The organism is Paracoccus versutus, assembly GCF_000763885.1.
Classification (GTDB): domain Bacteria; phylum Pseudomonadota; class Alphaproteobacteria; order Rhodobacterales; family Rhodobacteraceae; genus Paracoccus; species Paracoccus versutus.
The window spans coordinates 52,176-71,609 of the sequence record NZ_JRKO01000028.1; the positions used below are offsets into that span (position 1 = coordinate 52,176).

19 protein-coding genes are annotated in these 19,434 nt (G+C 69.1%); 8 read left to right on the forward strand and 11 right to left on the reverse strand.

From position 1 onward, the window contains the following. The first annotated feature begins 183 nt into the window (after positions 1-183). Genes IT40_RS13995 through IT40_RS14005 form a run of 3 tightly spaced genes read left to right on the forward strand, consistent with a single transcriptional unit; the run spans position 184 to position 4,229 of the window. Positions 184-825, forward strand: coding sequence for a glutathione S-transferase family protein (locus IT40_RS13995; RefSeq protein ID WP_036756228.1), 642 nt, complete (start codon positions 184-186; stop codon positions 823-825). Then, positions 822-2,033 carry an acetyl-CoA C-acetyltransferase gene (locus IT40_RS14000; protein ID WP_036756230.1) on the forward strand — a complete coding sequence of 404 codons (1,212 nt, stop codon included), beginning with the start codon at positions 822-824 and terminating at the stop codon, positions 2,031-2,033. The genes IT40_RS13995 and IT40_RS14000 overlap by 4 nt, the downstream gene beginning before the upstream one ends. A gap of 12 nt (positions 2,034-2,045) precedes the next feature. Beyond that, positions 2,046-4,229 (forward strand): 3-hydroxyacyl-CoA dehydrogenase NAD-binding domain-containing protein, encoded by a 2,184-nt coding sequence (locus tag IT40_RS14005; protein ID WP_036756232.1) that lies wholly within the window; start codon positions 2,046-2,048, stop codon positions 4,227-4,229. 227 nt (positions 4,230-4,456) lie between these two features. On the opposite strand, the gene IT40_RS14010 is transcribed toward IT40_RS14005, so the two are convergent. Continuing rightward, positions 4,457-5,464 (reverse strand): adenosine kinase, encoded by a 1,008-nt coding sequence (locus IT40_RS14010; RefSeq protein ID WP_036756234.1) that lies wholly within the window; start codon positions 5,462-5,464, stop codon positions 4,457-4,459. Further along, the gene (gene nth / locus IT40_RS14015) at positions 5,461-6,129 is read right to left on the reverse strand and encodes an endonuclease III (protein ID WP_052095940.1); all 669 of its coding nucleotides are present in this window, start codon (positions 6,127-6,129) and stop codon (positions 5,461-5,463) included. The genes IT40_RS14010 and nth overlap by 4 nt, the downstream gene beginning before the upstream one ends. 101 nt (positions 6,130-6,230) lie before the next feature. Here nth and IT40_RS14020 point away from each other — a divergent pair, with 101 nt between their 5' ends. Then, entirely contained in the window at positions 6,231-6,827 is a 597-nt protein-coding gene (locus IT40_RS14020) for a methylated-DNA--[protein]-cysteine S-methyltransferase (RefSeq protein ID WP_036756236.1), read from the forward strand. Between the two features lie 161 nt (positions 6,828-6,988). Next, a complete protein-coding gene (locus IT40_RS14025; protein WP_036756238.1) occupies positions 6,989-7,636 on the forward strand; it encodes a YiaD family glycine zipper/OmpA-like lipoprotein in 648 nt (215 codons plus the stop codon). Between the two features lie 171 nt (positions 7,637-7,807). On the opposite strand, the gene IT40_RS14030 is transcribed toward IT40_RS14025, so the two are convergent. The 5 genes from IT40_RS14030 to IT40_RS14050 all read right to left on the reverse strand — a co-directional run bounded on the left by IT40_RS14030 (position 7,808) and on the right by IT40_RS14050 (position 10,478). Beyond that, a complete protein-coding gene (locus IT40_RS14030; protein ID WP_036756240.1) occupies positions 7,808-8,362 on the reverse strand; it encodes a F0F1 ATP synthase subunit B in 555 nt (184 codons plus the stop codon). Continuing rightward, complete coding sequence (locus IT40_RS14035) at positions 8,359-9,018, reverse strand: F0F1 ATP synthase subunit B' (RefSeq protein WP_208855400.1); 660 nt, start codon at positions 9,016-9,018, stop codon at positions 8,359-8,361. Before IT40_RS14035 ends, IT40_RS14030 begins: the two co-directional genes overlap by 4 nt. Positions 9,019-9,095: 77 nt before the next feature. Then, a complete protein-coding gene (locus tag IT40_RS14040) occupies positions 9,096-9,329 on the reverse strand; it encodes a F0F1 ATP synthase subunit C (RefSeq protein WP_010394077.1) in 234 nt (77 codons plus the stop codon). A gap of 58 nt (positions 9,330-9,387) precedes the next feature. Then, the gene (locus IT40_RS14045; protein WP_036756242.1) at positions 9,388-10,134 is read right to left on the reverse strand and encodes a F0F1 ATP synthase subunit A; all 747 of its coding nucleotides are present in this window, start codon (positions 10,132-10,134) and stop codon (positions 9,388-9,390) included. 2 nt (positions 10,135-10,136) lie between these two features. Then, the gene (locus IT40_RS14050; protein ID WP_036756244.1) at positions 10,137-10,478 is read right to left on the reverse strand and encodes an AtpZ/AtpI family protein; all 342 of its coding nucleotides are present in this window, start codon (positions 10,476-10,478) and stop codon (positions 10,137-10,139) included. 185 nt (positions 10,479-10,663) lie between these two features. On the opposite strand from IT40_RS14050, the gene IT40_RS14055 reads away from it, so the two are divergent. Then, a complete protein-coding gene (locus IT40_RS14055) occupies positions 10,664-11,020 on the forward strand; it encodes an ArsR/SmtB family transcription factor (RefSeq protein WP_036756246.1) in 357 nt (118 codons plus the stop codon). A gap of 55 nt (positions 11,021-11,075) precedes the next feature. Here IT40_RS14055 and IT40_RS14060 read toward each other — a convergent pair whose 3' ends face one another. Beyond that, complete coding sequence (locus tag IT40_RS14060; protein WP_036756248.1) at positions 11,076-12,677, reverse strand: bifunctional metallophosphatase/5'-nucleotidase; 1,602 nt, start codon at positions 12,675-12,677, stop codon at positions 11,076-11,078. Between the two features lie 133 nt (positions 12,678-12,810). On the opposite strand from IT40_RS14060, the gene IT40_RS14065 reads away from it, so the two are divergent. Both IT40_RS14065 and IT40_RS14070 read left to right on the forward strand, forming a co-directional pair. Then, positions 12,811-13,143 carry a DUF952 domain-containing protein gene (locus tag IT40_RS14065; protein ID WP_036756297.1) on the forward strand — a complete coding sequence of 111 codons (333 nt, stop codon included), beginning with the start codon at positions 12,811-12,813 and terminating at the stop codon, positions 13,141-13,143. Further along, positions 13,140-14,198, forward strand: a complete 1,059-nt coding sequence (locus IT40_RS14070) for a quinone-dependent dihydroorotate dehydrogenase (RefSeq protein WP_036756250.1) — start codon at positions 13,140-13,142, stop codon at positions 14,196-14,198. Before IT40_RS14065 ends, IT40_RS14070 begins: the two co-directional genes overlap by 4 nt. On the opposite strand, the gene cysE is transcribed toward IT40_RS14070, so the two are convergent. The 3 genes from cysE to IT40_RS14085 form a co-directional block, all read right to left on the reverse strand. Further along, complete coding sequence (gene cysE / locus IT40_RS14075) at positions 14,195-15,034, reverse strand: serine O-acetyltransferase (RefSeq protein ID WP_036756252.1); 840 nt, start codon at positions 15,032-15,034, stop codon at positions 14,195-14,197. The genes IT40_RS14070 and cysE overlap by 4 nt on opposite strands. Before the next feature lie 62 nt (positions 15,035-15,096). Continuing rightward, positions 15,097-15,819 (reverse strand): DUF2793 domain-containing protein, encoded by a 723-nt coding sequence (locus tag IT40_RS14080; protein WP_036756254.1) that lies wholly within the window; start codon positions 15,817-15,819, stop codon positions 15,097-15,099. After that, a partial coding sequence (locus IT40_RS14085) for a baseplate multidomain protein megatron (RefSeq protein ID WP_036756256.1) occupies positions 15,812-19,434 on the reverse strand: 3,623 nt, incomplete at its 5' end. The genes IT40_RS14085 and IT40_RS14080, both read right to left, overlap by 8 nt.

The window sequence follows — 19,434 nt, forward strand, 5'->3', positions numbered from 1 at the left end:
GGGACAGGTTTTGGCCAAATGACCGGGGCGACTTCTCCGTTGGCGGTCATCGGCTCCCCAGCCTGTACCGCACCGCCGAGTTTCGCAGGGAGCGGTTAAGACAAGGTTAAGGCGCGTCTTCTTCGTTGTAAAAATACCCATGCACCGGGAAGCCGGGCGCCAAGTCGAAGGAAAGGAAACAGCATGACCGCCCAGCTTCACTGCTTCGGAGAATCCGGCCATTCCTACAAGGTGGCGCTGATGATGCAGCTGACCGGTCATCCCTGGCAGCCGGTCTTCGTGGATTTCTTCAGCGGCGCCATGCGCGGCGCCGACTATCGCGCCTTGAACGAGATGGGCGAGGCGCCGGTCTACGTCGAGGACGGCCTGACCCTGGCCCAGTCGGGCGTGATCCTGCTGCACCTGGCCGAAAGGACCGGGCGCTTCATGGACGGCGACCGGAGCGAGATCCTGCGCTGGCTGTTCTGGGACAACCACAAGGGCTCGTCGCAATTCGGCACGCTGCGCTTCCTGATGAACTTCCTGCCGCCCGAGAAACGCCCCGCCGAGGTCATCGCCTGGCTGCAGGGGCGCTGCAAGGCGGCGCTGAAGACGCTCGACGGGCATCTGGCCGGGCGCGACTGGCTGGCGGGCGACCGGCCCACCATCGCCGACCTGTCCTGTTGCAGCTATCTCTATTACCCCGAGCCTTTCGGCTTCGACCGCGGCGAATGGCCCCGGATCGACGCCTGGCTGGACCGCATCCAGGCCCTGCCCGGCTGGAAACATCCCTATGACCTGATGCCCGGCAATCCCGCGGACCGGGCCGCGAAGGAGGACGCATGACCGAAGCCTATATCTACGACGCCGCCCGCACCCCGCGCGGCAAGGGCCGCCCGGACGGCAGCCTGCACGAAGTCACCTCGGTCGCGCTTTCCGCCCGGCTGCTGAATGCCGTCAAGGAGCGCAACGGGCTCGAGGGCCATGCCGTCGAGGACGTGATCTGGGGCAATGTCACCCAGGTCAAGGAACAGGGCGGCTGCCTCGCCCGCTCGGCGGTGCTGGAATCCGACCTGGACGAATCGATCCCCGGCCTCGCCATCAACCGCTTCTGCGCCTCGGGCATGGAGGCGGTGAACCTGGCCGCGAACCAGGTCAGGGGCGGCGCAGGCGACGCCTATATCGCCGGCGGCGTCGAGATGATGGGCCGCGTCGCCATGGGCAGCGACGGCGCCGCCATCGCCGTGGACCCCAGCCTGACCTTCAAGACCTATTTCGTCCCGCAGGGCATCAGCGCCGACATCATCGCCACCGAATACGGCTTTACCCGCGAAGAGGCCGATGCCCTTGCCGTCGAGAGCCAGCGCCGCGCCGCCCTGGCCTGGCAAGAGAACCGCTTCGCCAAGTCCATCGTGCCGGTCAGGGACCAGAACGGCCTGAGCATCCTCGACCGCGACGAATACATGCGCCCCGGCACCACGCTGGAGGATCTGGCCAAGCTGAAGGCCAGCTTCAAGGAGATGGGCGAGTCCATGCCCGGCTTCGACAAGGTGGCGATGCTGAAATACCCGCATCTGGACCGCATCGAGCATATCCACCACGCCGGCAACAGCTCGGGCATCGTGGACGGCGCCGCCGCGGTGCTGATCGGCAATGCAGAATTCGGCAAGGCGCATGGGCTCAAACCCCGCGCCCGCATCCGCGCCACCGCCAAGATCGGCACCGACCCGACCATCATGCTGACCGGCCCGGTGCCGGTGACGGAAAAGATCCTGCGCGACGCAGGCATGGCGATCAGCGACATCGACCTCTTTGAGGTGAACGAGGCCTTCGCCTCGGTCGTGCTGCGCTTCATGCAGGCCTTCCAGGTCGATCCCGCCGTGGTCAACGTCAATGGCGGCGCCATCGCCCTGGGCCACCCGCTGGGCGCCACCGGCGCCATCATCATCGGCACGCTGCTCGACGAGCTGGAACGGCAGGACAAGACCGTGGGCCTCGCCACGCTCTGCATCGCGTCCGGCATGGGCGCGGCCACCATCATCGAGCGCGTCTGAGCGGAGGGGAAGATGACCGATTTCACCATGGATAAAGGCGCCGACGACGTCGCCATCATCACCTGGGACGTGCCCGGCAAGTCGATGAACGTGCTGTCGCTGGACGGCGCGGCCGAATTGAACGCGCTGATCGACGAGGCCCTGGCCGACGCGGCCGTGAAGGGCATCGTCATCACCAGCGGCAAGAAGGACTTCGCCGCCGGCATGGACCTGAACGTCATCGCCGGCATGAAGCAGGGCGGCGCGCAGGCGGTCTTCGACGGGGTGATGACGCTGCACCACCTGCTGCGCAAGATCGAGCTGGCCGGCATGGACCCCAAGACGAAAAAGGGCGGCAAGCCCATCGCAGCCGCCCTGCCCGGCACGGCGCTGGGAATCGGGCTGGAGCTGCCGCTGGCCACGCATCGCATCTTTGCCGCCGAGAACCCGAAGGCCAGGATCGGCCTGCCCGAGATCATGGTCGGCATCTTCCCCGGCGCCGGCGGCACCACCCGGCTGGTGCGCAAGCTGGGCGCCATGGGCGCCGCGCCCTTCCTGCTGGAAGGCAAGCTCTCGGACCCCGCCAAGGCGAAATCCGCCGGCCTGATCGACGAGGTCGTTGCCGACCCCCTGCAAGCCGCCCGCGAATGGGTGCTGAAGGCGGGCGATGCCGACCTGGTCAAGCCCTGGGACGCCAAGGGCTACAAGATGCCGGGCGGCGAGCCCTATAGCCCTTCCGGCTTCATGACCTTCGTCGGCGCCAGCGCCATGGTGCATGGCAAGACCCTGGGCGTCTATCCGGCGGCCAAGGCCCTGCTGAGCGCCGTCTATGAAGGCGCCATGGTGCCCTTCGACACGGCGCTGAAGATCGAGGCGCGCTGGTTTACCAACGTGCTGATGAACCCCTCCAGCACGGCGATGATCCGCAGCCTCTTCATCAACAAGGAGGCGCTGGAGAAGGGCGCGAACCGCCCCGAGGCGCCGGACCAGACGGTCAGGAAGCTCGGCATCCTCGGCGCCGGCATGATGGGCGCCGGCATCGCCCATGTCTCGGCCATGGCCGGGATCGAGGTGGTGCTGATCGATTCGACGCAAGAGGCGGCCGAGCGCGGCAAGTCCTATTCCACCGGCCTGCTGGACAAGGCGATCAGCCGCCGCAAATCCACCGAAGAGAAGAAGGCCGAGGTGCTTGCCCGCATCACGCCCACCACCGATTACGCCGCCCTGCAAGGCTGCGACCTGGTGGTCGAGGCGGTGTTCGAAGACCCCGCCGTCAAGGCCGAAGTCACCAAGCGCGCCGAGGCGGTGATCCCGCAAGACGCGATTTTCGCCACCAACACCTCGACCCTGCCGATCAGCGAGCTGGCCAAGGCCAGCGCCCGGCCCGACCAGTTCATCGGCATCCATTTCTTCAGCCCGGTGGACAAGATGCTGCTGGTCGAGATCATCAAGGGCCGCGAAACCGGGTCGCGCGCGGTGGCCAAGGCGCTGGACTTCGTGCGCCAGATCCGCAAGACGCCCATCGTGGTCAACGACGCGCGCTTCTTCTACGCCAACCGCTGCATCATCCCCTATATCAACGAGGGCATCCGCATGGTGGCCGAAGGGGTCAGCCCCACGCTGATCGAGAACGCGGCCAAGATGATGGGCATGCCGCTGGGACCGCTGCAACTGGTGGACGAAACCTCGATCGACCTGGGCGTCAAGATCGCCAAGGCGACGCGCGCGGCCATGGGCGATGCCTACCCGGACGGGGCGGTGGACCATGTGATCTTCCGGCTCGCCGACCAGGGCCGGCTGGGCCGCAAGACCAAGGCCGGCTTCTACGATTATGACGAGGCCGGCAAGCGCCAGGGCTTCTGGTCGGGCCTCGCCGCCGAATGGCCCGAAGCCGACACCCAGCCCGAGCTGACCGAAATCCAGCACCGGCTGATGTTCGCGCAATCGCTGGAAGCCGTCCGTGCGCTGCAGGAAGGCGTGCTCGAGGACATCCGCGAGGGCGACGTGGGCGCCATCCTCGGCTGGGGCTTCGCGCCCTGGTCGGGCGGCCCGTTCGGCTGGCTCGACATGCTGGGCGCCCCGCGTGCGGTCGAGATTGCCGAGGATCTGGCGGCGAAATTCGGCCCCCGCTTCGCCGCACCGCAACTGCTCAAGGACATGGCCACGAAAGGCGAAAGCTTCTACGGCCGGATCGGCGCCGGCAACAAGGCTGCCTGAACTCTCGCGGCGGGCAGGGCCGGTTAAGCCTTGTCCGCCCGGTTGCCGGGGTATTTGAAGAACGGAGAAAAACCGGCGCCGGGCCAATTCCGCACCCCTCGGCAGGAAGCCCCCGACCAGGGCATTTCACCGTTTCCCGAATACTCAAAGAAAAAGCGCCGAAGGGTTCCCCCCTCCGGCGCTTCTCTGTTGCCCAAATACCCCAAGGACCGCGCCTCAAGGCGCGATCAGGCCAGTTCCTCGGCCCGGAAGGCCGCGCGCAGGTCGCTTTCGGGCCGGGCGCCGACATGGCCGATGACCTCTGCCGCCGCGATGCAGCCCATCCGCCCCGCCGCCGCCAGGTCGGCGCCGATGGCCAGCCCATAGATCAGCCCGGCCGCGAACTGGTCGCCCGCGCCGGTCGCATCCACCGGCACCACGCGATGCACCGGCGCCGTTACCCGCTCGGCCCCGCGGATCAGGATCGCATCCTCGCCCGAGCGGGTGCAGATCACCGTCCCGCAATCGGCCGAGGCCAGGCGCAGCGCCTCCTCCAGATCCTCGACCTGATAGAGCGACTGCCATTCGTGGACATTGCCGATGACGTAATCCATCGGCCCCGCCACCAGCCGGCGGAAATCGGCGCGGTGCCGGTCGACGCAGAACGGATCGGACAGCGCGATCCCCGCCTGCCCGCCCGCCGCGTGGCAGGCATCGGCCGCCTTCAGGAAGGCCGCCTTGCCGGCATCCTTGTCAAAGAGATAGCCTTCCAGGAACAGCCAGTCCGCGCCGCTGAAGGTTGCGGGGTTCACGTCGTCGGGCCCCAGTTCGCCGGAAATCCCCAGGTAGGTGTTCATCGACCGCTCGCCATCCGGCGTCACGAAGATGATCGAGCGCGAGGTCGGGGCCACGTCCCCCGCCACAGGCGGGTTGACGAAGACCGTGCCCTGCGCCTCGGTCTGCTCGGCATAGCTCAGCCCCAGGGGATCGCCCGCCACCTTGCCGATGAAGGCCGTGCGCAGCCCCAGCATTCCCAGCCCCGCCAGGGTGTTCGCGACCGAGCCGCCCGGCACCAGCCGCGCCTTGCCCGCCTGCGGATCGGCCGATTGCGCCGCCATCAGGAACTCGGATCGCGCGCGGTCGACCAGCTGCATGATGCCCTTTTCCACCCCCAGCCGCGCCAGCGTCGCATCCGAGGTCGGCGCGATCACATCCATCACGGCATTGCCGATCCCGATCACGTAGGGGGTGGTCATTCGGTCTTCTCCTCATAGGGGCAGAGATCTTCGATGGGGCAGATCCGGCAACGCGGGCGCCGCGCCTGGCAGATATAGCGGCCGTGCAGGATCAGCCAGTGATGCGCGTTCTGCTGGAAGGGGACGGGGACGTTGTCCTCGATGGCGCGCTCGACCTCCTCGACGTCGCGGCCCGGCGCGATGCGGGTGCGGTTGCCGACGCGGAAGATATGCGTGTCCACCGCCTGCGCCGGAAAGTTGAACACGCTGTTCAGCACGACATTCGCCGTCTTGCGCCCGACGCCGGGCAGGGTCATCAGCGCCGCGCGCGATTGCGGCACCTCGCCGCCATATTCCTCGACCAGCCGGCGCGACAGGGCGATGACGTTCTTCGCCTTCTGGCGGTAGAGCCCGATGGTCTTGATCTCCTCGGTCAGCGCCTCGACGCCCAGCTCCAGCATCTGTTGCGGCGTGGTCACGCGCTGGAACAGCGATTTGGTCGCCTTGTTCACCCCGACATCGGTCGCCTGCGCCGACAGCGCCACCGCCACCAGCAGGGTGAAGGCGTTCACATATTGCAGCTCGGTCACGGGATGCGGATTGGCCTCGTGCAGGCGCGAAAAGATCGCGACCTGGGCCGCATAGGGCAAGGCGGGGGGAAGGCGGGAAAGGGTGCTGCGTGCCATGCGCCCCCAGATGCCCTGCCCCGCCGCCATGCGCAAGCATTCCCGTATGGATTTGGCCCGCGGTTGCGCTAGGCTGCCAGGGCGACAATTGCGAGTCAGGCATGACACGAACGCTTTTCTCCCTTGCCCAGCCCCAGCCGGGGCTGCGGGTCTCGATCACCACGCAGCCGGCCCAGCATGCCGGCGCGGTGCTTTGTCGCGGGCGCTTTCCGACGCCGCTCGGCACCGTGGTGGCGCTGGGGGCGGGCGGCGCGCTCTGGGCCCTGGGCTTTGCCGGCCCCATGCCCGAGGACCGGGTCGAGGCCGACCTGATCGCCCGCTTCCCCGACGCCCGGCTGGTCGAGGCGCCCGAGGCGCTGGCCCCCGCCATCCAGGCCCTGCTGGCCGGCGAGGGCGAGATCGCCGTCCGCCTTGGCGGCACCGCGTTCCAGTTGCAGGTCTGGCGTGCCCTGGCCGCGGTGCCACCGGGACAGGTCATCAGCTATGCCATGCTGGCCGAGCGCATCGGCCGTCCGAACGCCCTGCGCGCGGTCGGCACGGCGGTCGGGCAGAACCCGGTCTCCTGGGCGATCCCCTGCCATCGCGTGACCCGCACCGACGGCCGCATCGGCGGCTATCATTGGGGCGAGGCGGTAAAGCGCGCCCTGCTTGCGCGCGAAGGCGCGAGCATCGCGCCCCGCGCCATCGCCGCTTTGTGAGCCGCGCACCGCGATTTCCCGTCTATTCCTGTGGAGTTGGCCCGGAACCCATGCCAATGTGACCGCGTTTGGGCATCAGCCGCCGGCCCCCGGAGACGGGAAGGCCGGCCGCGTCGCAAGGACAGGCGGCGTAGGATCGCCCTGAAAAGAAAGGTGAAGGAATGAAGACCCGTATTTCGCTGCTTCTCGCCTCGGCGGGCGTGATCGCCATCAGCGCCTGCGCGCCGACCGATCCCTACGGCCAGCCCCAACAGACCAGCCGCACCCAGCAGGGCGCCATCGCCGGCGCGGTGGTGGGCGGCCTGATCGGTGCCGGCGAAAGCCGCTCGAACGCCGTGAAGGGCGCGATCATCGGCGCGACGGCGGGCGCCGTCGGCGGCTCGATCCTGGACCAGCAGCAGCGCGCACTGCAGCAATCGCTGAACAACCCGAACATCCAGATCGTGAACCACGGCACCCACCTGTCGGTGGTGATGCCGGAAACCACGCTGTTTGCGACCGATTCCGCGGCGGTGGGGGCGCAGGGGCAGAACGATCTCTACACCATCGCCCGCAACCTCAACCAATATCCCAACAGCCGCATCCAGATCGTCGGCCATACCGACAGCACCGGCTCGGCCGCCTACAACCAGGATCTGTCCGAGCGCCGGGCGCGTTCGGTCGCGGGCATCCTGGGCGCCGGCGGCGTGTCGCAATCGCGCCTCACCACCATGGGCCGCGGCGCGACCCAGCCGGTCGCCTCGAACGATACCGCCGCGGGCCGGGCGCAGAACCGCCGCGTGGAGATCCTGATCACCCCGACCCGCTGATCGCGGCAGGGACGCCAGGCGCGGGCCGGCAGCCGAAAGGCTGCCGGCCCTTTGCTTTTGCGCCCTCGATGGGCGGAAAAGGAAAAACCCCCGAAGCGTCTCCGCCTCGGGGGTCCGGTCACTGTCCCATGGGGATGCTTGGCCGCATCCCTCTCGTTCGATTTCGCAGCCTCAGTTCAGCCGCCGGCCCACTTCCTCGATGGCCTGGTCGATGCCGGCGCTGCGCTCGGCCGGGCTGGCCTGCTTGCCCAGGATCTCGGTCGCGGCACCGATCGCCGTCTGGATAGCCCGGTCGCGCACGGCGCGCACGGCATCGGCCTCGGCGCTGGCGATCTGTTCCTCGGCGGCCTTCAGCCGGCGCTCGATCGACAGTTGCAGCGCCTTCTTGGCCTTTTCGGCTTCCGAAACCGCCTCGCGCTTGGCATTGGCGACGATCTCGTCCGCCTGGCCCTTGACCTCGCGCTGGCGGCGCTCGTAGCTCGCATAGATCTCCTGCGCTTCCTCGCGCAGGCGGCGGGCTTCGGCCAGGTCGTTGCGGATGCCCTCGGCCCGCTTGTCCAGCAAGCCGCCGACGATCTGCGGCACGCGGAACCAGACCAGGATGCCGACAAACAGCAGGAAAGCCAGCGTGACGATGAAGTCGGTATTGCGCAGCGAGAAGAACGGGCCCGAAGCCGCAAGCGCCGGGCTTGCCATCAGGGCAAAGAGAACGCTCAGACGTTTCATTGCAGCGCCCCCTTCAGTCGCTGGTCGACCGCCGCATCGACCAGACCCTGGTCGGCCTTGCCGCCGAAATTCTCCACCAGCGCTGCCGTCACCTCGCGGGCGACATTGCGCGCGTCCTCGATGGCCGAGGCGCGGATCTCGCCGATGCGCTTCTCGGATTCCGCCGCGCGCGCGGCGATTTCCGCATCGGCATGGGCGATGGCGGCGTCCAGTTCCTTCTGGATCTCGGCCTTGTTGGCGGCCACGATCTTGCCGGCCTCGGCGCGGGCGTCGGCCAGCGCCTTGTCATAGGCGGCCTCGGCCTCCTTGGCCTTCTGCTTGAATTCCTCGGCAGCCATCAGGTCGCCGGTGATGGCGCCCTGGCGGTCCGAGATGACGCCGCCGATGCGCGGCAGCGCGATCCGCGACAGAACCCAGTGGATCACCGCCAGGATGACCAGCAGCCAGAAGATCTGGTTGCCGAAGGTGGTGAAATCCAGTTGCGGCATGCCGGGGGCGCTGGCGGCATGGCCAGCCGCGCCATGGGCTGCATCCGCCGCGGCCACGGCATGGGCCGCATCGGCGCCATGACCCGCCGCTTCGGCGGATTCGGTGATGATCACCGTTTCAGATTCTTCGACCACGACGGGCGCGGTCTGTTGCAACAGGCTGAACATATCCTACCCCATGCCGGTCGTTTCACAATCGGGTGGGCGCATGACGCCCCCACCCAACCGCAAGGATGGCAAAAGGATCAGACTGCGAACAGCAGCAGCAGCGCGACCAGGAACGAGAAGATGCCCAGGGCTTCCGCAAAGGCCATGCCGATGAACAGCGTGGCGGTCTGCGAGGCAGCGGCCGACGGGTTGCGCAGCGCGCCCGCCAAGTAGTTGCCGGCGACATTGCCCACCCCCATGGCGGCGCCCGCCATGCCGACGCAAGCCAGACCGGCGCCGAGATACTGTCCCAGTTGACCCAGATTTTCCATGTTCATGCTCCTTGAGGCTTTTGGAAAGGGTTTTCGTTTCAGACCTTGGCTGCCCGGCTCAGTGCGCCGGATGCAGCGCGTCCTTCAGGTAGACGCAGGTCAGGATGGTGAAGACATAGGCCTGGATCAGCGCCACCAGCACCTCGAGCCCATACATGGCGGTGATGGCGACGACCGAAACCGGCGCGATGGCGGCAATGGCGGCGAAGGCGGCAAAGACCTTGATCACCGCGTGGCCGGCCATGATGTTGCCGGCAAGTCGGATGGAATGGCTGACCGGCCGCACGAAATACGAGATCAGCTCGATCACAGCCAGCACCGGGCGCAGCGCCAGGGGCGCCGAGCTGACCCAGAACAGGCCCAGGAAATGCGCGCCGTTCTTGACGAAGCCCAGCACGGTCACGCCGACAAAGACCAGCACCGCCAGCACCGCCGTCACGGCGATATGCGAGGTCGGCGAAAAGCTTTTCGGCAGCAGGCCCAGGAAGTTCGCGAACAGGATGAAGCAGAACAGCGTCATCACATAGGGAAAGTATTTCAGCCCGTCCTTGCCGGTCACGTCCTCGACCATCTTGTGGACCATGCCGTAAAGCAGCTCGGCGATGGACTGGACGCGGTTCGGCACGATGGCCCGGCCGCGGGTGCCAAAGACCAGAAGCGCGGTGATCGCCAGCGCGGCCAGCGCCATCCACAGCGTCGCATTGGTCGGCGTGTACCAGTTCACCGGCCCTTCGCCAAACAGCGGTTTGACGACGAACTGGTCCATCGGATGGAAAACCAGACCACCTGCTTCTTCTTCTGCCATCGTCATTCACCCTTGTCGTCGCCGGGACGTCCCGGTGTCTTGCCTATCTCGTTCGCGGTCCGCATCATGGTCCTGATGCCGGCCGCCAGTCCCAGCAGCACGAAGACCACCATGAAGACCGGCTGCAGGCCGGTCAGATAGTCCAGCCCGTATCCGATCCCGAAGCCCAGGGCCAATCCCGCCACCAGCTCGGTCACCATGCGCCAGGCCATGTTGGCCTGGCTGAAATGCTCTTCCCCGCGCGAGGCCGGCTTGTCCGCCGCCTTCTTGCCCAGCCGGGCCTCCAGCGCGCGCAGCCGCTCCGCGTCTCGGGATCGCGCGGCGTCATGGTCGTCCTCGGCCACGGCTCACACCCCCGTTATCGGTTGGCGCGGTGATAGGGACTCGCGCCCCCCGAGTCAAGCAAGGCCCCGGAAATTGCAACCTGTTGAAAAACAAAGCTTCCGCGAAAGCCGCCCATCGCGGAAACCCGGCCTTGCGGTCCGGTGGCCATCCGCTCCATATTCAACCGGCAAGTTAAGCAAAGCCGATGCCCGCACAGCAACCCAGCCTCGACGCCATTTTCTCCGCCCTCGCCGATCCGACCCGGCGGGCGATCCTTGGCATGCTGCTGGAAGACGACATGGCGGTGACGGATGTGGCGGCGCCCTTCCAGGTCAGCCTGGCGGCGATCTCCAAGCATCTCGCCGTGCTGGCGGCCGCGGGACTGATCCGGCAGGAAAGGCGCGGGCGCATCATCTGGTGCAAGCTGGAACCCGACGGGCTGCGCAACGCCTCGGTCTGGATGCAGGGCTTCGGCCAGTTCGAGCCGGTGGACCTGGACGATTTCGAACGCTTCCTGCGCGAAGCCCTGCCGCTGGCGGATGGCGACGAAGCCAAGTCCTGATGACCCCCGAACGCAAAAAAGGGCCGGGCTTATGCCCGGCCCCTTTGCGTTCCTGTCATTTCACGGTGATGCGGCCATCCACCCGCGCCACGAAGCCCGGCCCCTGCTTGGCCAGGTATTCGGCCAGCACATCCGCCAGATCCGGCCCGAAGTCATAGGCGTTCATCGCGTTCTCGGCAAAGACCCTGTAGCCGTCGCCGCCCGCGCGCATGTAGTTCTGCGAGACCACGCCATAGACCGCCTCGGGATCGATCGGCACCCAGTCCGAGCCGTCGCGCACCTGCACGTCGCTGATCCGGCTGCCCGCCGGGGCCGAGGGATCCAGCGTGTATTTCAGCCCGGCGACCTGGGCAAAGCGCCCGGCGCCCTCCTCGATCTGGCTCGCGCCGTTTTCCAGCCCCGCGACCACGTCCGCACCCTTCAGCTGGAACGTGGACAGCGTGTTCTGGAAGGGCAGGACCGACAGCACGTCTCCCATCGTCACCACCCCCGCGGCGATCGAGGCGCGCAAGCCCCCGCCGTTCTGGATCGCGATGGTGATGCCCTGGTCCTTGACGCGCGCCAGCATGGCGTCGGCGACCAGGCTGCCCATCTCGCATTCCCGCGCCCGGCAGGTTTCCCGGCTGCCGTCGATCGGCGCCGCGATCTCGGCCACGCGCTTCTGCTTGAGCTGCTCGATCGGCGCGGCCATCTCCTTGACCCGCGCGGCCAGCTTCTCGTCCGGCGCGACCGAGCCGTCCAGCAGGATCGGCTGCCCCTCGGCCTTGACCAGCTTGCCCTCGTCGTCCCAGGTCAGGACCAGATGGCCCAGGTATTTGCCATAGGCATAGGCGGTCGCCACCGGAACCTCGGTGCCGTCCGCGCCCTTGACCATGGTCGGATAGGGACCGGCGGCACCTTCGAGCTGGCCCAGCAGCGCATGGCTGTGCCCGCCGACGACCGCGTCGATCCCGGCCACCTCGGCCGCGAATTCCTGGTCGCGCCTGTAGCCGGAATGGGTCAGCGCGATGATCTTGTTCACGCCCTGCTCGGTCAGTTCCTGGACGTCGGCCTTCAGGCTGTCCATGTCGTCCATGAAGATGACCTTGTCGCCCGGCGAGGCGGTCTCGGGCGTGTCCATCGCCAGGGCCGAGACGATGCCCACCTGCTCGCCGCCGACATCCAGCACCAGCACGTCGCCGACCTTGTCCTTCAACTCGGGCGATTGCGACAGGTCCAGGTTGCCCGAGACGACCGGAAACTTCGCGCCCTCCGCCAGGATCTGCAGCCCCTGCGGCCCGTCGTCGAATTCGTGATTGCCGACCGCCATGGCGTCGAAGCCGATGGCGTTCATGAACTCGACCGTGTCCTTGCCCTTGTAGGTCGTATAGAACAGGCTGCCCTGGTACTGGTCGCCCGCGTCCAGCACGATCACGTTCTGGCCCTCGGCCTTCAGCCCGTCGCGCAGCTCGCGGATCTTGGTCGCCAGCCGCGCCACGCCGCCGAAGCACCCGTCCTGCGCCTCGGTCTCGGCGTCGCAGGTGCTGTCATAGGCGTTGATCGGCTCGATCCGGCTGTGGAAATCGTTGATATGCAGGACATGCAGCGTGTAATCCGCCTGCGCCGCGCCCGAAGACAGCGCGACGATCGCCGCCGAAACCATGAGCCCGCGTTTCATCTCGATCCCTCTCACCCCGAATGTCTGGATGGGCGGCAGATTGCGGGATGCCGGCCCCGGCGTCAATTGACGAAGCCGTTGGGGCGACGCGATGCCGCTTGACGGCCCGCATCACGCGACGCATGAACCCGCCATGCTGGTTTACAAGATCTTCCGCGCCGCCGAGTTCCAGGCATTCCAACGGCAGGGCCGCAGCGCCGGCGCGCCGGTGGACCTGGCGGACGGCTATGTCCACCTCTCCACCGCCGCGCAGCTGCCCGGCACCCTGTCGCGCCATTTCGCGGCCGAGGACGGGCTGCACCTGCTGGCGCTGGACGGCGACGCCCTGCCCGAGCTGCGCTGGGAACCCTCGCGCGGCGGCGATCTCTTTCCGCATCTCTACCGCGAATTGCGCATGGGCGACGTGATCTGGAGCCGCCCCCTGTCCCTCGGCCCCGCCGGCCACGACATCGGAGATCTCGCATGACCCCCATCGAGCGGCTGGGCCTTGCCGCGCTGCATCGCCTGGACCCCGAACGCGCGCATGACCTCTCGATCCTCGCCCTGCGGCTCGGGCTGGTGCCGCTGCCGGGCCGGCCCGTCACCTCCGACCGGCTGCGCATGCAGCTCGCCGGCCTCGACCTGCCGAACCCGGTGGGTCTGGCGGCCGGCTACGACAAGAACGCCCGCGCCCTGCCCGCGCTGATGCGCGCGGGCTTCGGCTTCGTCGAGGTCGGCGCCGCCACCCCGCGCCCGCAGCCCGGCAACCCCAGGCCGCGCCTGTTCCGCCTGACCCCGGACCGCGCGATCATCAACCGCTTCGGCTTCAACAACGAGGGCGCGCAGGCCATCGCCGACCGGCTCGCGCAGCGCCCGCCGGGCATCCCCGTCGGGCTGAACATCGGTGCGAACAAGGACAGCGCCGACCGCAGCGCCGATTTCGCGCAGGTGGTGCGCATTGCCGGCGCCCATGCCGATTTCCTGACCGTCAACGTCTCCTCGCCCAATACCGAGAAGCTGCGCGACCTCCAGGGCCCCCAGGCGTTGTCGGCCCTGCTGCAAGGCGTGCTGGCGGCGCGCGACGCGCTGCCGAACCGCCCGCCGGTGTTCATCAAGATCGCCCCCGACCTCGACGATGCCGCGCTGGCCGACATCGCCGCCGTGGCGCTGGCCGCCCCGGTCGATGCGATCATCGCCACCAACACCACGCTTTTGCGCGACGGCCTCGCCTCGCCGCAGGCCGGGGAAACCGGCGGCCTCTCCGGCGCGCCGCTCTTCGACCGCGCCACCCGCATCCTCGCCCGGCTCTATCGCGAGACGCAGGGCCGCGTGCCGCTGATCGGCGTCGGCGGCATCGGCTCGGCCGAGCAGGCATGGCAAAAGCTGCGGGCCGGCGCCTCGGCCGTCCAGATCTATTCCGCGCTGGTCTACCAGGGCTTCTCGCTGGCCGCCCGGATCGCGCGCGACCTCGACCAACGGCTCGCACGCGAAAACCTCACGCTGGCCGAGCTGACCGGCAGCGGCAACGCCGACTGGCTCTAGAACAGGTCTTCGTGGCCCAGAAGCTGGTTCATCGTGTTCGACGGGTCGGCGCAGCCCGCATCGCCCACGATCCGCGCCGGCACCCCGGCCACGGTCTTGCAGGGCGGCACCTCGGCCAAGACGACCGAGCCGGCGGCGATGCGCGAATGATGGCCGACGCGGATATTGCCCAGCACCTTGGCGCCGGCGCCGATCATCACGCCGTTGCCGATCTTGGGATGGCGGTCGCCATCCTCCTTGCCGGTGCCGCCCAGCGTCACCGAATGCAGCATCGACACGTCGTCGCCGACCACCGCCGTCTCGCCGATGACGATGGAATGGGCATGGTCGATCATCACCCCGGTGCCGATCTTCGCCGCCGGGTGGATGTCCACGCCGAACGCCTCGGAACAGCGCATCTGCACGAAATAGGCCATGTCGCGCCGGCCCTGCTGCCACAGCCAATGCCCGATGCGATAGGCTTGCAGCGCCTGGTAGCCCTTGAAGAACAGGATCGGCTGCATCAGCCGGTGCGTCGCCGGGTCGCGGTCATAGACCGCCAGCAGGTCGGCCTGCGCCGCCGCCGACAGTTCCGGCGCGCGGGCAAAGGCATCGTCGGCGATCTCGCGCAGGATCTGCTCGCTCATCTCGCGCGAGGCGAGCTTCAGCGAAAAGCGATAGGCCAGCGCCGCCTCGAATGTGGCATGATGCAGCAGCCCGGCATGGATCAGCGCGCCCAGCAGGGGCTCGTCGCGCACGGCGATGCGCGCCTCGCGCTGGATGCGGCCCCAGACCGAATCGCGCGGGGCATCGCGCGCGTCGGACAGCGGCTCGATCATGTCTTTCTGCAAGTTCATACGGGCGCCCGTCAGTTTCACCCGCCGAGTCTAGCGGAAACCGGCGGGCGCGAAAAGTCCGCTCAATCCGGCAGCCGCAATTCCCACCAATGCAGCACGATGCGCACCTTGCCGCCGGCGAACTGCCCGCCCGCGGCCGTCAGCCGCAGGGGCGCAGGCTCCCAGAACACCACGGGCGGCGAGGCAAGCCCGCGCGCCCAGGAGCCCTGCGCCTTGCCCAGCCCGTGACCGAATCGCGTCAGGCTGTCCGAACTGCCCGCCGTGCCCAGCGACCAGGATGTCGCGCTGCCGGTGATCGCCTCCAGCACCCGCGCCGTGGCGCCGATGACCAGCGCGCCGGACGGCACGGCCATCGCCGTCTCGAACCAGGCGCCCGCGCCCAGCGTCACATCCTCGTCAAGCTGCCGCGCCAGCAGGCCCGAGCCGTGCTGGCCCAGGGTGATGGCGCCGGGCACCCAGGCCGCCCCGCCATGGATCGCCACCACCCCCTGGTCGGCGACCAGCGCCCGCCGGCCGAAACCCGGCTCGACAAAGACCCAGCCGCCGTTCGCGCCGATGGCGATCTTGCCGCCCTGCCCCTCCCAGGCGTTGACCCCGCCCTGCGGCACGCCCCAGCACAGCCCGTCCACCACCGTCTCGGGCGGGGTGATGCGGGTCAGGCTTTGCAGCACCAGGTCCACCTGCCCGTCCAGCCGCATCAGCGCCTCGTTCACCGTGACATGTTTCTGCGCCTGCGCCGGCATCAGCAGCGGCAGGGCGCAATTCGCGGTCGTGTTCTCAGACATGGATCATCCTCCTTGCATGGGGCCCGGCCCCGAACGTGTCGGAAAGCTGGGCGACCTCGACGGCAAAGCCGCCGCCCGCCGCGGCTTGGGCCCAGACGCCCCCGGGCACCGCCCAGCGCGGCTCGGCCAGCACGGCCTCGGCCAGCACCTGCCCGTCCCGGACCAGCCGGGCGGCGTAACGTTCCTGCGCCTCGCCCAGCGGCACGTCCGGCCCGTCCCAGCCGTCGCCCTGTATCCGCGTGCGCCGCACCCAGGTCACGACCCGGCCGCGGACCTCCAGGTGGCAGGGCGACAGCGGCCGCAGCCCGGCGCCGCGGAACGCCGCGGCGACGTGGCGATAGCTGGGGTCGTCCGGGCTGCGCGTGGCCGGCCCGATGCGCCAATGCCGCAGCTGGTTGCGGGCCGAGGGCGCCAGCTCCACCTGCGCCGCCGCCCCGTCCAGCAGCACCGCCACGCTGCCCGCCGGCCAGACCGCCGGCATGAAGGCATCCGTCCCCGCCTGCCCGCGCAGCCGCATCGAGATCTCCCATAGCCCGGCCGAAACCAGCCGCGCCTCGGCGAATTGCAAAAGCTCCCAGCCCTCGGCCGAGCCGTCGCCAATCGCCAGCAGGTTCGCGCCCGCCAGCAGCGCCTCGACCCCGGCCGAGCGCAGGTTGCCGCCCTTGACCCGCAGCCGCAGCGCCGGCCCGCGGTCCCAGACCCCCGGCCGCGCCGCCGAAAGCGGCCCTTCCGTCACCCCCATGACCGAAGGCTCGGCCAGCGTCGCGTTCAGCGCATAGCCCCCCGCCTCCTCGGTCGAGACCCAGGCCGCCGCCGCCCCCGGCCAGGGCGTCGCCGTCACCGCCAGATGCGGCGCATGCGCGACCTCGTCGCCGCGCAGCAGCGGCAAGTCCAGGAACACCGGCCAGACCGGGATCGGCGGCACGAAGGGGCGCAGCGCCGCCTCGCCCTCGACCACGCGGGCCGGGCGATAGACCCCCAGCTCGACCCGCACCGCGTCCACCGTGATCGCGCCCGCGCGCTCGATGCGGTCGATGCGCCAGCGCTTGGCCTCGGCCGCCCCCTCGGCCAGCCGCACCACATCCCCCGGCCCCAGATGCCCCAGCGAGGGCGGCAGGGCGAACCGCACCGCGTCCCGCGCCACCGCCGCCTCCGACAGCCAGCGTTCCGCCAGCGCCCGCCCCTCGCCGCGGGTCAGCGCCATCGCCAGCTCGCTGTCCGAGACCGCCAGGAACTCGGCCCCCGGCATCACCGTCTCGGCCGTGCGCGCGGCATAATCGCCGCCCGCCTCGACATGGGTCAGCCGGATGCGGCCCACCATCTCGGCATCGGCGGCGCGCGAAATTTCCACCGCCTCGATCTCCTCGGCCAGCGCCATGTCGTCTGGCCCCAGCTCGGCATCGACCCGCGCGCCGCGCATGACAAAGCGCAGGACGCCGTCGCGCTCGACCGCGTCGAACCCATGCGCCAGCATCAGCGGTTGCAGCGCCGCCCGCCCCGTCTCGGCCCCCGACAGCGCATAGCCGCGCACCAGCCCGCGCAGCGCCTCGGCGTCGAATGCCCGCACCCCCGCCTCGCGGCAGATCTCGGCCACCACATCGGCCAGCGGCACCGCGCCAGCGCGACCGTTGAGCCAGTGCCCGCGCTCCCATGCCGGGCCGTCCGACCACAGGTCCAGGCGCGCCGGGAACGCCGGATAGGGCCGCGCGTCCCAGCACCAGACATGCGCGCGCGCCATGTCCACCATCCGTCCCGCCCCGGTCCGGCCATGGGCTGCCCGCGCCGGATTGTTCGCCGGATCGCCCCAGAACCCGGTCATCGCCCGCACATAGGCCGCCTGCACCAGATCGTCCCGCCGCCCGTCCGAGAAATACGGCAGCATCGATTCCGAGCTCATCGCGTCCAGGAACTTGTTGGGCTGGTTCGTGCCCTTGTCCAGCGCGGCGCAGCCCATCTCGGTAAACCACACCGGCTTGCTGCCCGGCACCCAGGCCGAGGGCTGCGCCCGCCGCACCCCGCCGATGCGGTCGTGATGCGCGTTCTGCCACCAGCCGCGGATGTCCTTGTAGCGCCAGATCCAATGCTCGTGATGCGCGCCGTCATGGATGGGCGTGCGCCGCTGCGCCTGCCGGTCGGCATCGCTGGCGTAATACCAGTCATAGCCCTCGCCGCCCATGACATTGCCCAGCAGATAGGCGGGGTCGTCGATCCGCCGCCAATGCGCGTCCAGGTGATCCTCGCCCTCGCGCCAGTCCGACAGCGGCATGTAATTGTCGATGCCGACAAAGTCGATGTTCTCGTCGGCCCAAAGCGGGTCCAGGTGGAAATGCACGTCGCCATTGCCGGGATGATGGCCGAAATATTCCGACCAGTCGGCGGCATAGCCAAGCTTGACCCCCTCGCCCAGGATCCCGCGCACATCCGCCGCCAGCCGCCGCAACTCCTGCACGGCCGGAAAGGAATGCCCGGCCGCCATGATCGTCGTCAGCCCGACCATCTCGGACCCGATCAGAAAGGCGTCGATCCCGCCCGCGGCCGCACACAAATGCGCATAATGCAGGATGAAGCGGCGATAGGACCACTCGTCCGGCCCGCTATAGCGGATTACCGTCCCCTCGCGGCTGAAATCCCCGGCCGCGGCCGTGCCAAAGAACCGCGCCACCTCCTCGGCCGCCGCCGCCGTGCCCGCGGGACTGCCCGCGCGCCCCGGCGCGATGCTGGTGGTGATGCGCCCGCGCCAGGGCATCACCGGCTGGTCCAGGGCCCCGCTCCACGGGTCGGGCCGGCCGTTCCCCGCCAGCTGCTCCATCAGGATAAAGGGATAGAACACCGCCTTGCGCCCGCTTTCGGCGATCGCCCGCAGCGCCTCGATCACCGAGCCGTCGGCGGGCGTGCCGCCATAGATCGACCGCCCGTCCACCCGCGCCACCGCCTGCGCCGCCTCGCGCCCGATGCCGCCCGCGCGCCAGGCCATCCCCTGCCCGTCGCGCGACAGATCCTCGACCTTGGGCCGCACCGCGCATTCGCCGGCCCGCAGATCGTCCCCGAACCAGGACACCACCAGCGAGACCGAGCCGACCCGCGGCAATTCCCGCCCCAGCGCGCCCATCGAGGCCAGGAAATCCGTGGCCGCCGCCGTGTTGCGGTTGGCGACCCGCATCTCGCCCAGCCCGATGTCATAGCTGACCGGCGTGGTCGCCAGCGCATATTCCCCGGTGCCGGGGATCATGGCGACCGCCTGCACCTCGCGCGTCAGGCCCCGCCCCTGCCGGGCCGCCCGCGTGACCTCAAAGGACAGTTGCGGCACCCGGTTGCCCCATGGCTCCAGCGCCAGATCCTCCAGCACGACATAGGCCAGGCCGCGATAGGCCGGGGCCGCCTCGCCCTCATGGGCGGCGATGGCCGGGTCGGGCAACTGTTCCTCGTCCCCCAGGTAGACCCGCATGTTCAGCGCCTCGGCCGAGACCTCCTCGCCATCGGCCCAGATGCGCCCGACCCCCAGGATCGGCCCCTCGCACAGCGCCGGGGCCAGGCTGGCGCGATAGCCGACCTGCGTCACCCGCCCCCCCGAGCCCTTGCCGCCGCCCTGGCTGCGCCGGGTCTCGGCCAGGGGGC

What these genes read in the sequence shown, in the direction of transcription:
- IT40_RS13995 (WP_036756228.1), top strand. Translation starts at nt 184, where the DNA reads ATGACCGCCCAGCTTCACTGCTTCGGAGAATCCGGCCATTCCTACAAG.
- IT40_RS14000 (WP_036756230.1), top strand. Translation starts at nt 822, where the DNA reads ATGACCGAAGCCTATATCTACGACGCCGCCCGCACCCCGCGCGGCAAG.
- IT40_RS14005 (WP_036756232.1), top strand. Translation starts at nt 2,046, where the DNA reads ATGACCGATTTCACCATGGATAAAGGCGCCGACGACGTCGCCATCATC.
- IT40_RS14010 (WP_036756234.1), bottom strand. Translation starts at nt 5,464, where the DNA reads ATGACCACCCCCTACGTGATCGGGATCGGCAATGCCGTGATGGATGTG.
- nth (WP_052095940.1), bottom strand. Translation starts at nt 6,129, where the DNA reads ATGGCACGCAGCACCCTTTCCCGCCTTCCCCCCGCCTTGCCCTATGCG.
- IT40_RS14020 (WP_036756236.1), top strand. Translation starts at nt 6,231, where the DNA reads ATGACACGAACGCTTTTCTCCCTTGCCCAGCCCCAGCCGGGGCTGCGG.
- IT40_RS14025 (WP_036756238.1), top strand. Translation starts at nt 6,989, where the DNA reads ATGAAGACCCGTATTTCGCTGCTTCTCGCCTCGGCGGGCGTGATCGCC.
- IT40_RS14030 (WP_036756240.1), bottom strand. Translation starts at nt 8,362, where the DNA reads ATGAAACGTCTGAGCGTTCTCTTTGCCCTGATGGCAAGCCCGGCGCTT.
- IT40_RS14035 (WP_208855400.1), bottom strand. Translation starts at nt 9,018, where the DNA reads ATGTTCAGCCTGTTGCAACAGACCGCGCCCGTCGTGGTCGAAGAATCT.
- IT40_RS14040 (WP_010394077.1), bottom strand. Translation starts at nt 9,329, where the DNA reads ATGGAAAATCTGGGTCAACTGGGACAGTATCTCGGCGCCGGTCTGGCT.
- IT40_RS14045 (WP_036756242.1), bottom strand. Translation starts at nt 10,134, where the DNA reads ATGGCAGAAGAAGAAGCAGGTGGTCTGGTTTTCCATCCGATGGACCAG.
- IT40_RS14055 (WP_036756246.1), top strand. Translation starts at nt 10,664, where the DNA reads ATGCCCGCACAGCAACCCAGCCTCGACGCCATTTTCTCCGCCCTCGCC.
- IT40_RS14060 (WP_036756248.1), bottom strand. Translation starts at nt 12,677, where the DNA reads ATGAAACGCGGGCTCATGGTTTCGGCGGCGATCGTCGCGCTGTCTTCG.
- IT40_RS14065 (WP_036756297.1), top strand. Translation starts at nt 12,811, where the DNA reads ATGCTGGTTTACAAGATCTTCCGCGCCGCCGAGTTCCAGGCATTCCAA.
- IT40_RS14070 (WP_036756250.1), top strand. Translation starts at nt 13,140, where the DNA reads ATGACCCCCATCGAGCGGCTGGGCCTTGCCGCGCTGCATCGCCTGGAC.
- cysE (WP_036756252.1), bottom strand. Translation starts at nt 15,034, where the DNA reads ATGAACTTGCAGAAAGACATGATCGAGCCGCTGTCCGACGCGCGCGAT.
- IT40_RS14080 (WP_036756254.1), bottom strand. Translation starts at nt 15,819, where the DNA reads ATGTCTGAGAACACGACCGCGAATTGCGCCCTGCCGCTGCTGATGCCG.